Annotated in this window: 11 protein-coding genes; 2 read left to right on the plus strand and 9 right to left on the minus strand. The window is 61.4% G+C overall.

Features of this window, described 5'->3' with window-relative positions:
• Window positions 1-3 precede the first annotated feature (3 nt).
• Together rpmF and J9870_RS20915 are read right to left on the minus strand one after the other, a co-directional pair.
• On the minus strand, window positions 4-186 hold the full coding sequence (gene rpmF, locus J9870_RS20910) for a 50S ribosomal protein L32 (RefSeq protein ID WP_003179396.1): 183 nt from the start codon (window positions 184-186) through the stop codon (window positions 4-6).
• Between the two features lie 13 nt (window positions 187-199).
• The gene (locus J9870_RS20915) at window positions 200-727 is read right to left on the minus strand and encodes a YceD family protein (protein ID WP_003204262.1); all 528 of its coding nucleotides are present in this window, start codon (window positions 725-727) and stop codon (window positions 200-202) included.
• Between the two features lie 105 nt (window positions 728-832).
• Here J9870_RS20915 and J9870_RS20920 point away from each other — a divergent pair, with 105 nt between their 5' ends.
• Window positions 833-1,411 (plus strand): nucleoside triphosphate pyrophosphatase, encoded by a 579-nt coding sequence (locus J9870_RS20920; protein ID WP_210639814.1) that lies wholly within the window; start codon window positions 833-835, stop codon window positions 1,409-1,411.
• A 60-nt stretch (window positions 1,412-1,471) separates the two neighbouring features.
• Here the strand turns inward: J9870_RS20920 and J9870_RS20925 are convergent, their stop codons facing one another.
• Genes J9870_RS20925 through rluC form a run of 3 tightly spaced genes read right to left on the minus strand, consistent with a single transcriptional unit; the run spans window position 1,472 to window position 4,090 of the window.
• A complete protein-coding gene (locus J9870_RS20925) occupies window positions 1,472-2,461 on the minus strand; it encodes a S49 family peptidase (RefSeq protein ID WP_210639815.1) in 990 nt (329 codons plus the stop codon).
• Between the two features lie 20 nt (window positions 2,462-2,481).
• A complete protein-coding gene (locus J9870_RS20930) occupies window positions 2,482-3,144 on the minus strand; it encodes an HAD-IA family hydrolase (RefSeq protein ID WP_210639816.1) in 663 nt (220 codons plus the stop codon).
• Window positions 3,134-4,090 (minus strand): 23S rRNA pseudouridine(955/2504/2580) synthase RluC, encoded by a 957-nt coding sequence (gene rluC, locus J9870_RS20935; RefSeq protein WP_210639817.1) that lies wholly within the window; start codon window positions 4,088-4,090, stop codon window positions 3,134-3,136. Before rluC ends, J9870_RS20930 begins: the two co-directional genes overlap by 11 nt.
• 700 nt (window positions 4,091-4,790) lie before the next feature.
• On the opposite strand from rluC, the gene rne reads away from it, so the two are divergent.
• A complete protein-coding gene (gene rne, locus J9870_RS20940; RefSeq protein ID WP_210639818.1) occupies window positions 4,791-8,000 on the plus strand; it encodes a ribonuclease E in 3,210 nt (1,069 codons plus the stop codon).
• A 229-nt stretch (window positions 8,001-8,229) separates the two neighbouring features.
• Here the strand turns inward: rne and J9870_RS20945 are convergent, their stop codons facing one another.
• The 4 genes from J9870_RS20945 to J9870_RS20960 are packed head-to-tail and all read right to left on the minus strand — an operon-like array spanning window position 8,230 to window position 12,595.
• Window positions 8,230-8,820, minus strand: coding sequence for a nucleotidyltransferase family protein (locus tag J9870_RS20945; RefSeq protein ID WP_210639819.1), 591 nt, complete (start codon window positions 8,818-8,820; stop codon window positions 8,230-8,232).
• Between the two features lie 21 nt (window positions 8,821-8,841).
• The gene (locus J9870_RS20950; RefSeq protein ID WP_210639820.1) at window positions 8,842-9,813 is read right to left on the minus strand and encodes an XdhC family protein; all 972 of its coding nucleotides are present in this window, start codon (window positions 9,811-9,813) and stop codon (window positions 8,842-8,844) included.
• Entirely contained in the window at window positions 9,813-12,128 is a 2,316-nt protein-coding gene (locus tag J9870_RS20955; RefSeq protein ID WP_210639821.1) for a xanthine dehydrogenase family protein molybdopterin-binding subunit, read from the minus strand. The genes J9870_RS20950 and J9870_RS20955 overlap by 1 nt, the downstream gene beginning before the upstream one ends.
• Window positions 12,125-12,595, minus strand: coding sequence for a (2Fe-2S)-binding protein (locus J9870_RS20960; RefSeq protein ID WP_210639822.1), 471 nt, complete (start codon window positions 12,593-12,595; stop codon window positions 12,125-12,127). The genes J9870_RS20955 and J9870_RS20960 overlap by 4 nt, the downstream gene beginning before the upstream one ends.
• Between the last annotated feature and the right edge of the window lie 218 nt (window positions 12,596-12,813).

Below are 12,813 nucleotides of genomic sequence, written 5' to 3' on the forward strand. Positions count from 1 at the left end.
GGATTACTCGTCAGCGCCCTTGTCGATCACTTTGCGACCACGGTATACGCCTTCTGGCGATACGTGGTGACGCAGGTGAACTTCACCGGTGGTTTTTTCTACGGACAGGGTGCTAGCCTCGAGAGCGTCGTGCGAACGGCGCATGTCACGGGCAGAGCGGGATTTTTTGTTCTGCTGAACAGCCATAATTGATTAACTCCTAAACGTTTGGGTCACGCTTTAACTGCGCCAATACACTGAACGGGTTGGACCGCGTTACCTCGTCCTCGCTCGGTTCGGGCTCATCTGCTCCCGCCGGCTGCTGGCATTCTTCCGGATGATGAGCAGGCACAATGGGCAAGGCGAGCAGAAGCTCCTCCTCGATCAGTGACTGCAGATCCAATGGATCTTCGCCCAGTTCCAGCACGTCATAACCTTTCGGCAACGACTGGGTATTCGCACCCTCCTTCACCACGGCGTAACTGCATTCGCTGTGGATCGGCAGGGTGACCAGCTCAAGACAACGCTGGCAAACCATTTTGACTTCAGTGTCGATAAAGCTGTGGATCACCACAGATTTACGTTCATCTCGTTCAAAAACGAATTTGGCCTGGACCGTACCGACATCGTCGGAAAGCGGGTCGCAGAGTCTCTTCAAATCGGCCAGCAGCAGTTCACCTTGGAGGGTGGTGCCACGATCAGCCAATTTGCGCGGGTCAACGTGAGGTGGAATCGGGTCATTCAACATAGGCGCAGCATTATAGGGATGCACCCGGCCATGTCAAAGGAAATTCAGCCCTGTCCGTTACTTGCGCGCCTCGCTAGAATTCCCCCCTGCCTTTTGGAGATGCCCATGCTGCCTTTATTACTTGCCTCCAGCTCGGTCTATCGGCGCGAATTACTCGCCCGCCTGAGACTACCGTTCGTCTGCAGCTCGCCGGATATCGACGAAAGCCACCGCCCCGGCGAGCCCGCCATCGAACTGGTAAAACGCCTGGCCCGGGAAAAAGCCTTGGCACTGGCAGGCAGCCACCCGGCGCACCTGATCATCGGTTCAGACCAGGTAGCCGTGCTCGGCGAACGCATCCTGGGCAAGCCCCATACCTTCGAGAATGCTCGCGAACAACTGCTGGCCGCCAGCGGCGCCAAGGTGACCTTCCTGACCGGCCTGGCACTGCTCAACAGCCAGACCGGCGCCTGCCAGGTCGATTGCGTTCCGTTTACCGTGAATATGCGCTCGCTGGACCCAGAACGGGTCGAACGCTACCTGCGGGCCGAGCAACCGTATGACTGCGCGGGCAGCTTCAAGGCCGAGGGGCTTGGCGTGAGCCTGTTCCAGAGCACCGAAGGCCCGGACGCCACCAGTCTGGTTGGCCTGCCGCTGATTCGCCTTGTGGATATGTTGCTGGCCGAGAACGTACTGGTGCCTTGAGGCAGAACCTCGTCACAGGGGACGGCATCAGCCCTCCCCTGCACTCAAGCCCCAAAGCAATCAGCGCAACGCTGGCCCCTGGAAGCCCATCCACATTGCCAGGTGCTCGGCGATGCTGGCGCCCAGCTTTTTCGAGAAGCGGTCAATCGGCGACTCTTCGATAGTGAAATCCACCAATTCCTTCTCGCCGATCACATCCCGAGCCACCGAACTGGCACTGCCCAATCCGTCGATCAGCCCAAGCGGCAATGCCTGCTCGCCAGACCAGACCAGACCGGAGAACAATTCCGGATGCTCCTTGTCTTTCAGCCGCTCGCCCCTGCCCTTCTTGACGCTGGCGATGAACTGCTTGTGGGTAGTGTCGAGCACACCCTGCCAGAACGCCGTTTCCTCAGGCTTCTGCGGCTGGAACGGATCAAGGAAGGATTTGTGCTCGCCTGCGGTGTAGACCCTGCGCTCCACCCCGAGCTTGCCCAGCGTCTCGACAAAGCCATAACCGGCCGCAGTCACACCAATGGAGCCCACCAGACTGGCCTTATCGGCATAGATCTGATCCGCCGCACTGGCGATGTAATAGGCACCGGAGGCGCCAAGATCGGAAATCACCGCGTAGACCTTGATATCCGGATGCGCGGCACGCAAGCGGACGATTTCGTCATAGACGTAGCCAGCCTGCACCGGGCTGCCACCCGGACTGTTGATGCGCAGCACCACCCCTTTGACTTTCGAATCTTCGAACGCAGCTCGCAGGCTGCCGATGATGTTGTCCGCGCTGGCCGCTTCCTTGTCGGCAATCATGCCCTCGATGTCGATGACCGCCGTATAGGCCGCACCACCTCCTGGACTCTTCTTCCCGTCAAGCGCCTGGAAAATCATCGCCAAGCCGAAAAACAGATAAATGAAGACCAGGCACTTGAAGAAGATCCCCCAGCGGCGCGCACGACGCTGCTCCTCCACCCCGGCCAACAAGGTTTTTTCCAGTAATTTCCAGCTTTTATCGTCACCGTTGTCAGCGCTCGCCTTGGCCGGTGCCTTCCATTCATCGGTCATACATGCATCCTCAACAGACTTTAATCGGTGCGCCGGCTCAGCCAGGCGTGCAATTCAGGAAAATGATCGATCGCCAGTCGCGGCTCGAATGCCCGGAGCGCCTCGATGGACTGCGCGCCATAGCTGACAGCCACCGACCCCATGCCGGCGTTGCGTGCCATTTGCAGATCGAACGACGAGTCCCCCACCATCAATGCCTGCTCCGGCCGCACCTCGCAATGCGCAAGTATCTGCTCAAGCATCAGCGGATGCGGCTTGCTGGCGGTTTCATCCGCTGCACGGGTGACATCGAAATAATCATCCCAACCATGGGATTTCAATACCCGATCCAACCCGCGACGGGCCTTGCCGGTCGCGACAGCCAAGTGATAACCCTCGGCTCGCAGGACTTCAAGGGTGTTGACCACACCATCGAACAAAGGCGAAGGCTCGGCCTCCAAAGCAATGTAGTGATCGGCGTAATGCTGGCGAAAAACCACCAACTCATCGTCACCAATCTCCGGATACAGGCTACGAATGGCTTCTGGCAAACCCAGGCCAATGATGCCTTTGACCGCAAAATCATCACGCCGGGCAAAACCCGTACGATCCGACGCGACATGCATCGACTCCACGATCCGACCAATGGAGTTGGCCAGAGTGCCATCCCAATCGAAAATCAACAGCTTGTAGTCAGGATGCACTCAACCGCTCCACGGTCTTGGCCCACATGTCATCCACGGGAGCCTGCAGTTTCAGCTCGCCACCGTCAGGCAGCGGCACGGTAAGCATGTAGGCATGGAGGAACAGGCGCTTGCCGCCCAGGTCACGGATTTCCTTGGTGAAATCGTCATCGCCATATTTGCTGTCACCGGCGATGCAATGCCCGGCGTGCAGGGTATGGACACGGATCTGGTGGGTACGCCCCGTCACCGGCTTGGCCTCGACCAGAGTGGCGAAGTCACCGAAGCGGCGCAGTACCTTGAACACCGTCAACGCCTCCTTGCCCTCCTCGTTGACCTCCACCATGCGTTCGCCGGAACGCAGGTTGCTCTTGAGCAGCGGCGCACGGACTTGCTTGATGGACGTATCCCAGCGACCACGCACCAATGCCATGTAGCGCTTGTCGACGCCATCACCGCGCAACTGTTCGTGCAAGTGGCGCAACATGCTGCGCTTCTTGGCGATCATCAACAGGCCGGAGGTGTCGCGGTCCAGGCGATGGACCAGCTCCAACTCCTTGGCGTCGGGACGCAACTGACGAAAGGCTTCGATCACGCCGAAATTCAGGCCGCTACCGCCGTGAACCGCAATGCCCGCGGGCTTGTTGATCACGATCAGGGCCTTGTCTTCAAAGACGATCGAAGCCTCGAGGCGCTGCAGCAGGCCCTGGGCCAGGGGCACCGGTTCATCGCGCTCGGGCACGCGTACCGGCGGCACGCGCACGATATCGCCGGCCTGGAGCTTGTATTCGGGCTTGATCCGGCCTTTGTTCACCCGCACTTCGCCTTTGCGCAAAATGCGGTAAATCAAAGTCTTGGGCACGCCTTTGAGCCGGGCCAGCAGGAAATTATCGATTCGTTGGCCGGCATATTCCGGCGAGACCTCGAGCAGTTGAACGCCAGGGGTCGAAGGGGCAATAGTTGTCATGGCGGCGATCATAACAATTTTTTATGGAATTGAAGCACTTAATCATTGCTGCTATAGTCGCGAACGCCGCCAAAAGTGGCTGGACAGCGGACTAACGGTCAAAAACCGGCCCTGACCAACGCAATTCACGAGGACGAGAGGCCGTCCTACGGGGCTTTCGCGACGTAACGGTAGAGTTTGCAGGTGTAACGAGCGCAGGTGACATGAGGCCTGAAATACGCGGCAAAGCAGAGTTTTGACTCGCCTTGCGCGCCATATTCACGGCCAGTTCACAAAGTGCAGTCAGCTACGAACGACCCCGAGCGAGAGCTTCGGAAACAACGCCTAAATTAGCCATGATGCGTGACCTCCCCTTCCGGAGCTCACGGTAAATGCCAACCCGCTGCGGATTCTGCGCGCGGCAGCACCCGATTATCAGGGATACGTGTAGGGTGGAGATGTACAACCGTCGGACTGTGTAGCACTAGGCTTATATTTAGACGCTTCATCTCGTCCACAGGCGCCGGTTGATTCCTCCTCCTGACTGAGTGCTTGAATTAGCCAGCAAGCAGGACGCGTCCGTCGCGACTTCGCCATCATTGGGTCGAACTCGCTGGACACTGGAGTGGCCCGGCCACTTCCATGACGCACCTGACACCGACCGTGAGAAGTCGTGTGTGCCGAACGCCGTTTCCGGCAGCCCGGAAACCGACGGTACTACATGAAAAGAATGCTGATTAACGCAACTCAACCCGAAGAGTTGCGTGTTGCACTGGTAGATGGCCAGCGCCTCTACGACCTGGATATCGAATCCGGTGCACGCGAGCAGAAGAAGGCCAACATCTATAAAGGCCGGATTACTCGCATCGAACCAAGCCTTGAGGCTGCCTTTGTCGATTTCGGCTCCGAGCGCCACGGCTTCCTGCCCCTCAAAGAAATCTCCCGCGAATACTTCAAGAAAGCCCCTGAAGGCCGCGTCAACATCAAGGACGTACTGAGCGAAGGCCAGGAAGTCATCGTTCAGGTCGAGAAAGAAGAACGTGGCAACAAGGGCGCCGCCCTGACCACTTTCATCAGCCTGGCCGGCCGTTACCTGGTCCTGATGCCGAACAACCCGCGTGCCGGTGGCATCTCCCGCCGCATCGAAGGCGAAGAGCGCAACGAATTGCGCGAAGCCCTGAACGGCCTGGTTGCCCCCGCCGACATGGGTCTGATCGTTCGCACCGCCGGCCTTGGCCGCAGCAGCGAAGAAATGCAGTGGGACCTCGACTACCTGCTGCAACTGTGGACCGCCATCAAAGAAGCCTCGCTGGATCGCTCCGCGCCATTCCTGATCTACCAGGAAAGCAACGTGATCATCCGCGCCATCCGCGATTACCTGCGCCAGGACATCGGCGAAGTGCTGATCGACAGCGTCGAAGCCCAGGACGAAGCCCTGACCTTCATTCGCCAGGTGATGCCGCAGTACGCCAGCAAGATCAAGCTCTACGAAGACAGCGTTCCGCTGTTCAACCGTTTCCAGATCGAAAGCCAGATCGAAACCGCTTTCCAGCGTGTCGTCGAACTGCCGTCCGGCGGCTCCATCGTCATCGATCCGACCGAAGCCCTGGTGTCCATCGACATCAACTCGGCGCGTGCCACCAAAGGCAGCGACATCGAAGAAACCGCCCTGCAGACCAACCTTGAAGCCGCCGAAGAAATCGCCCGTCAGTTGCGCCTGCGCGACATCGGCGGCCTGATCGTCATCGACTTCATCGACATGACCCCGGCCAAGAACCAGCGCGCCGTGGAAGAAAAAGTCCGCGAATGCCTGGAAGCCGACCGTGCCCGTGTACAGGTTGGCCGTATCTCGCGCTTCGGCCTGCTGGAAATGTCCCGTCAGCGCCTGCGTCCATCCCTGGGCGAAAGCAGCGGCATCGTCTGCCCACGCTGCAACGGCACCGGCATCATTCGTGATGTCGAATCGCTGTCCCTGGCGATCCTGCGCCTGATCGAAGAAGAAGCCCTGAAAGACCGCACCGCCGAAGTTCGCGCCCAGGTGCCGATCCCAGTGGCCGCGTTCCTGCTCAACGAAAAACGCAATTCGATCACCAAGATCGAACTGCGCACCCGGGCCCGCATCGTCATCCTGCCGAACGATCACCTCGAGACGCCGCACTTCGAAGTGCAGCGCCTGCGCGATGACAGCCCGGAAGCCCACACCAACCAGTCCAGCTACGAAATCGCTGCTGCCGCTGCCGAAGTGGAAGAAGTCCAGCCAGCCGCCGCTACCCGCACCCTGGTGCGCCAGGAAGCCGCGGTCAAGACAGCCCCGGCCCGTGCCAACGCTCCGGTTCCGACCGAAGTGGCCGCTCCGGTTGCCACACCGGCCGCCGCGCCTGAGCCAAGCCTGTTCAAAGGCCTGGTGAAGTCCCTGGTCAGCCTGTTCGCCACCAAGGAAGAGCCAACTGCGCCAGCCGTTGTTGCCAAGCCGGCCGCCAGCGAGCGTCCTGCCCGCAACGAGGAACGCCGTAACGGTCGCCAGCAGACCCGCAACCGTAACGGTCGCCGTGACGAAGAGCGCAAGCCCCGCGAAGAACGTGCACCGCGTGAAGAGCGCGCACCACGTGAGCCGCGTGAAGAACGCCAGCCACGCGAAGCCCGTGAGGAAGCACCTGCCGTAGCCCGCGAGGAGCGCGCACCGCGTCCGCCGCGTGAAGAGCGTCAGCCACGTGCCCCACGTGAAGATCGCAAGCCACGTGGTGAGCGTGAAGAACGTGTTCGCGAATTGCGCGAGCCACTGGATGCCGCCCCGGCCGCTGCTGCAGCCACCGCTGAAGAGCGTCCGGCTCGCCCGCCGCGTGAAGAGCGCGCACCGCGTCCGCCACGTGAAGAGCGTCAGCCTCGCGCCGAGCAGGCAGCCGCCGCTAGCGAAGAGGAAGTGCTGAACACCGAGGAACAACTGCAGGAAGACGGCCAGGACACCGCCGAAGGCGATCGTCCGCGCCGCCGCTCCCGCGGCCAGCGTCGTCGCAGCAACCGTCGTGAGCGTCAACGCGATGCCAACGGCAATGTGATCGAAGGTTCGGAAGAATCCGAATCCACCGAGAATGCCGAAGCGCCAAGCGCAGCGGATCTGGCTGCAGGCCTGGCCGTGACTGCGGCAGTTGCCAGCAGCACGATTAGCGCCCCCGCCGAAGCCCAGGCTAATGAGCGGGCCGAACGCGCTACCGCCGTGGTGGAAAACGCGCCGGTTGAAGCGCCCGTGGTCGAAGCCACCACCCCGGTAGAAGCCACCGCTTCGCCAGAAGTGGAACTCGCCCCGGCACGTGAAGCCCAGCCCGAAGCCGAAACCGCCGCCGAGCCTGCACCGGTCGTCGAGCAGCCAGTGCTGGCCGCTGAGCCTGCATTCGAAGCACCGGCCGAGGAAAAGGCACCTGAGCCTGCCCGTGAAGAGCAGACTGCGTTCAACTGGACCGCGGAGCCAGCTGCACCGGCACCTGTCGTCGAGCCAGAACCGGCACCCGAGCCAGTGAAAGCGATCGAACCAGTAGTGGTCGAGCCTGCTCCAGTGGTCGAAGCGCCTGTGGTGGTTGAAGCACCGGCCCCAGTAGAAGAGCCTGCGCCTACCAGCGCCCTGACCCCGAACGGCCGTGCGCCGAACGATCCGCGCGAAGTACGCCGTCGCAAGCGTGAAGCCGAGCGTCTGCAGAAGGAAGCCGAACAAGCTGCCGCTGCCGCCGCTCAAGCGCCTGCCATCGTCGAGCCAGCTCCCGTCGTCGAAGCAGTCGAGGCAGCACCTGCCCCGGTCGCGCAAACCGCTGCCGAACCAGCTCCGGCCGAACCGGCGCCAGTGATCGACGAGCCTCAGCACTCCGCTGAAGCTGAAGAAGTCGCACCGCGTCACATTGAAGCCTTGGAAAAAGAGCACGAGCCTAAACCTCACGCCTGATTCCATCGCCCAGTAAAAAGCCCCGCCTGGTCATGCCAGGCGGGGCTTTTTATTGCCTCTGGACTTATCCACAACCCTGTGGGAGCGCTCATATGATCAATGTCCACCACAGATCAAAATGTGGGAGCGAGCTTGCTCGCGATAGCGGTGGGTCAGCTTGCATCAATGCTGAATGCCTGATCGCTATCGCGAGCAAGCTCGCTCCCACAAGGGGATTTTGCAGCGGCTGTTATTTGAAATTCAGAGCTTCAGGTACATCGACATCCCAAACAACACCAGGATCATCCACCGCCACCTCGACCACTCGTTCCCCGACGAACAACCCCTTGGCGCCGCGATCACCAGTCAATGCCATCAGTTTCGGCCCAAACGCACGGCCAAACCCCACTGGATGCCCATATTCACCGGCAAGAACCGGCACGCTGATGCCATCCTCACGGATCGCCGCCACCACTTGCTCGATACTCGACGGCAGGATGAACGGCATGTCGCCCAGCACCATCAGCCAGCCATCAAGGTCCGGGCAAGCCCGGACGCCGGCGGCAATGCTGTCCCCCAAACCGGGCGAATCCAGCTCCACGAAATCGCAGCCGTAGGCCTGGGCCATCCGAATAGCCTGCGGGCGGTCCTTACTGGTCACCAGTACGCGCTTTTCCAGGGCGGCGGGCAAATTCACCAGCACCTGCTCGATCACTGACCGGACAGCGCCGTCACGCCCCGTGCAATCGGCCAACAATTTATCCTTGTCCGGGCCCGCAACCTGACGGAAACGGCTGCCCGATCCGGCCGCGAGAATGATCACGCCAATCGACAGGGACATACCCCCCTCCTCATCTGCGGCTCACAGCGGTTTTTTCTGCCGCAGTTCAACGCCATTCTTGATCGCCACGATTTCGGCCAGCAGCGACAAGGCGATTTCCGCCGGGGTGTGACTGCCGATGTGCAAGCCGATCGGCCCATGCAAGCGTGCAATGGCCTCTGCAGACAAGCCTAGCTGAGCCAGATTTTCCCGGCGCTTTTGACTGTTGACCCGCGAGCCCAGGGCGCCGACATAAAAAGCCCTGGAGTCCAGGGCTGTGAGCAGCGCCATGTCGTCCAGGCGCGGATCATGGGTCAAGGCGACGATGGCCGTGCGCTCGTCGGTCTGGATACTCAACACGGCCTCGTCGGGCATCCCCGAGACGAAACGGCCATGCTGCTCTTCCCAACCGTAGACAAACTCCTTGCGCGGATCGCAGATCAGCACTTCGAAGTCCAGCAGCCGGGCCATCTCCGCCACGTAGCGCGACAGTTGCCCCGCGCCGATCAGCAACAACCGCCAACGTGGGCCATAAATGGCCCGCAGGACCTGCCCATCGAACACCAGGGCGTCGGTCTTGCTGGCCGGGGTCAGGACGACACGACCGCTGGCGACGGTCAGCTCACGGGCGACGATTTCATGGGCTTCGCAGCGCTCCAACAGTTCAGCGACCCACTGTGGGTCGCCGACCCGCTCCTCTGTCAGGCGCAAGGTGCCACCGCACGGCAGGCCGAAGCGCGCCGCCTCTTCGCGAGTGACGCCATAGGTGATCAGTTGCACCGGCGGACCATCCGCCGGAATACGGCCGTCATGGAGCCGGGCGATGAGGTCATCCTCGACACAACCGCCCGACACCGAACCAATCACCACGCCATCCTCACGCAGGGCGAGCATTGCACCTGGCGGCCTCGGCGCGGTACCCCATGTCTGGACCACGGTGAACAGCACTACCCGCTGCCCTGCGCGGCGCCACTCGAGCACGCTGCGCAGGACATTCAGATCAACGCTGTCCATCAGGCTTTGGCCTGTTGCCAGCCTTGCAGCTGATAGCGCACAGGCAGGTTGCGGATGCGCTTGCCGGTGGCGGCAAAAATCGCGTTGCACAACGCCGGCGCAATCGGCGGCACGCCCGGCTCACCGACACCGCCCAATGGCACTTCGCCCGGCGGCGTGACCAGATGCACTGCCACTTCCTTGGGCGCCAAGGACATGCGCGCCACTTCGTACATGTGGAAATTGTCCTGCTGCACTTTGCCGTCCTTGAAGCTGATTTCCCCCACCATCGCGTTACCCAGGCCCATGACACAGGCACCTTCGAACTGGGAGCGAATGCGCTCGGGGTTGATCTGTGGGCCGCAGTCCACGGCAATGTCCGCCTTGTGCACGATCACCGTGCCATCGTCCTTGACCTCCACCTCGATCACCGCCGCCACGTAGGTCACAAAGCTGTAGTGCACCGCCAGTCCCAGGCCACGGCCCTTGGGCAGTTTTCGCCCCCAACCGGCAGCCTTCGCAGCGGTTTCCAGCACCGTGCGAATCCGCGCAGTATCGATGGGGTAACGTTCGGGGGATTCGCCGTAGTTCCATTCTTCGCTCAAGGTGCGCGGATCGATCTTACGGTCCGGCCCGAGCAATTTGACCTGGTACTTCAGCGGATCCTGGCCGGCCTTGTGGGCCAATTCGTCGATGAAACTCTGGATCGCAAAACCGTGGGGGATGTTCGACACCGAGCGATACCAGCCCACCCGGGCATGGGCCACCGCTTCGGGGTTTTCCAGGCGCAGGTTGGGAATGGCGTAGGCCATGTTGGTCACGCCCATGCCTATTTCGAACGGTGCTTCATGGGTCATGCCCGGCGCAAACAACGCGGTGATGCTCGGGGCTACGGTGCGGTGCAGCCAGCCGGACGGCATGCCGTCCTGGTTCAGGCCGGCCTTCAGGTATTCGACCGACACCGTGTGGAAATACGAGTGATGGATGTCGTCCTCGCGGGTCCATTGCACTCGTATCGGCTGGCCTGGAAATTCCTTGGCGAGCACGGCCGCTTCGACGACGAAATCGGGCTTGGACTTGCGTCCGAAACCGCCACCGAGCAACGTGATGTTTACCGTGACCTTGTCGAAAGGAATTCCCAATCGTTCGGCGATACGCTCACGGGTCACTTGTGGGGCCTGGCTCGGTGCCCAGGCTTCGCACTGGCCATCCTTGAAACGGGCGACGGCGACCATCGGCTCCATCGGCGACTGAGACAGGTGCGGCAAGTAATACGAAGCTTCCAGGGTTGAATCGGCCTTGGCCAGCGCGTCGTCGAGGTCACCGGTGCTGCGTACGACTTTTCCGGGATTGAGGGCAGCCGCTTCCAATTCCTTACGATAGGCGATGGAGTCATAACCGGCATTCGGTCCGTCGTCCCACTCGATCTTCAGCGCTTCACGCCCCTTGATCGCCGCCCAGGTGTTTTTCGCCACCACCGCCACACCGCCCAGGGGCTGGAATTCCGAGGGCAACGGGCGGCCTTCGATCGGCACCACCTTGACCACGCCCGGTACTTTCAGCGCGGCGCTGCTGTCCACGGTCTTGACCTTGCCACCATAGACCGCTGGGCGAGCCACGACAGCGTAGAGCATGCCATCGAAATGCACGTCGGCACCGTACACGGCACGGCCATTGACGATGTCTTCACCGTCGATGGCCCGGGTCGCTTCCTTGCCGATGTAGCGAAATTCCGCAGGCTGCTTGAGGCGCAAGCTGTCACGGGCCGGCACCGGCAAGGCACTGGCGGCGGCGGCCAAAGCGCCATAGCCCAATTCGCGACCGGAAGGTTGGTGCAACACTTTGTGCAATTGAGCGCGACATTCAGCCACCGGGACATTCCACTGCGCAGCGGCGGCCTGCTCCAGCATGGTCCGGGCGGCAGCGCCGCAACGGCGCATCGGCTCATACCAGTGACGCATGCTGCGAGAGCCGTCGGTGTCCTGGTTGCCGAAGCGCGCTTCATCGGCCGGCGCCTGCTTGACCAGTACCCGCGCCCAGTCGGCCTCCAGCTCATCGGCCACTACCATGCTCAGGCTGGTGCGCACGCCCTGCCCCATTTCCGAACGGTTGCAGATCACCGTCACGCTGCCGTCGGCGGCAATGCTCACGTACACCTTGGGGTCGTCGACCGCACCATGGGGCATGCCCTCGGCGCCGAATTTCTTTTCCTCGGCAAAGGCCTCCGGCAGGCCCCAACTGGCGGCCAGCACGAGCACACCGGTGGCGCTCGCACCTTTGAGGAAACCACGACGACTGAGATTGCTCAGCACAAAATCATTGGGCAAGCGGCTCATGCCTTGGCCTCCTTCAGGTGAGTGGAGGCCTGGCGGATCGCGGTCTTGATCCGGTTATAGGTGCCACAGCGGCAGATGTTGCCGACCATGGCTTCTTCGATCTGCTCATCGCTCGGGTTGGGGTTGGTCTTGAGCAAGGCGGTCGCGGACATGATCTGCCCGCCCTGGCAGTAGCCGCACTGGGCCACGGCGCTATCGAGCCAGGCCTTCTGGACGATCTGCCCGACCGGATCGGCATGCAGCGCGTCGATGGTGCTGACATCTTGCCCATTCACAGAGCCGATCGGCGTAATGCAACTGCGCGCCGGGGCGCCATCGATGTGGATGGTGCACGCGCCGCACAGGCCCATGCCACAGCCGAATTTGGTGCCGTTGTAACCGGCCACGTCCCGAATGGCCCACAGCAGTGGCATGTCCTCGGTCACATCCAGTTGATGGTCTTTTCCATTGAGTTTCAGGGTAATCATGGGCACGCCCGCATAGTTATCGAGTTATGGGGTCGAGCAATCTGCCGTTTGGGTGACGGTTCGGTTGTCGCAGACTGGCTCAGGCTGATCGGGCTCTCTTACGCATACGCACGCAGGCGTCTGCATCGGGCCTTAAGGATGCAAGGATCGCATCGTCAGCGAGCTAAATTAACCCAGGATCAAGCAAAACGCCCTGCACAATCCTGCACAAATGATCG

It is taken from the genome of Pseudomonas sp. Tri1 (assembly GCF_017968885.1).
Lineage (GTDB): Bacteria > Pseudomonadota > Gammaproteobacteria > Pseudomonadales > Pseudomonadaceae > Aquipseudomonas.

Bases quoted from the DNA above. Each gene is read 5' to 3' on its own strand.
- rpmF (WP_003179396.1), bottom strand. From the start codon at position 186: ATGGCTGTTCAGCAGAACAAAAAATCCCGCTCTGCCCGTGACATGCGC.
- J9870_RS20915 (WP_003204262.1), bottom strand. From the start codon at position 727: ATGTTGAATGACCCGATTCCACCTCACGTTGACCCGCGCAAATTGGCT.
- J9870_RS20920 (WP_210639814.1), top strand. From the start codon at position 833: ATGCTGCCTTTATTACTTGCCTCCAGCTCGGTCTATCGGCGCGAATTA.
- J9870_RS20925 (WP_210639815.1), bottom strand. From the start codon at position 2,461: ATGACCGATGAATGGAAGGCACCGGCCAAGGCGAGCGCTGACAACGGT.
- rluC (WP_210639817.1), bottom strand. From the start codon at position 4,090: ATGACAACTATTGCCCCTTCGACCCCTGGCGTTCAACTGCTCGAGGTC.
- rne (WP_210639818.1), top strand. From the start codon at position 4,791: ATGAAAAGAATGCTGATTAACGCAACTCAACCCGAAGAGTTGCGTGTT.
- J9870_RS20945 (WP_210639819.1), bottom strand. From the start codon at position 8,820: ATGTCCCTGTCGATTGGCGTGATCATTCTCGCGGCCGGATCGGGCAGC.
- J9870_RS20950 (WP_210639820.1), bottom strand. From the start codon at position 9,813: ATGGACAGCGTTGATCTGAATGTCCTGCGCAGCGTGCTCGAGTGGCGC.
- J9870_RS20955 (WP_210639821.1), bottom strand. From the start codon at position 12,128: ATGAGCCGCTTGCCCAATGATTTTGTGCTGAGCAATCTCAGTCGTCGT.
- J9870_RS20960 (WP_210639822.1), bottom strand. From the start codon at position 12,595: ATGATTACCCTGAAACTCAATGGAAAAGACCATCAACTGGATGTGACC.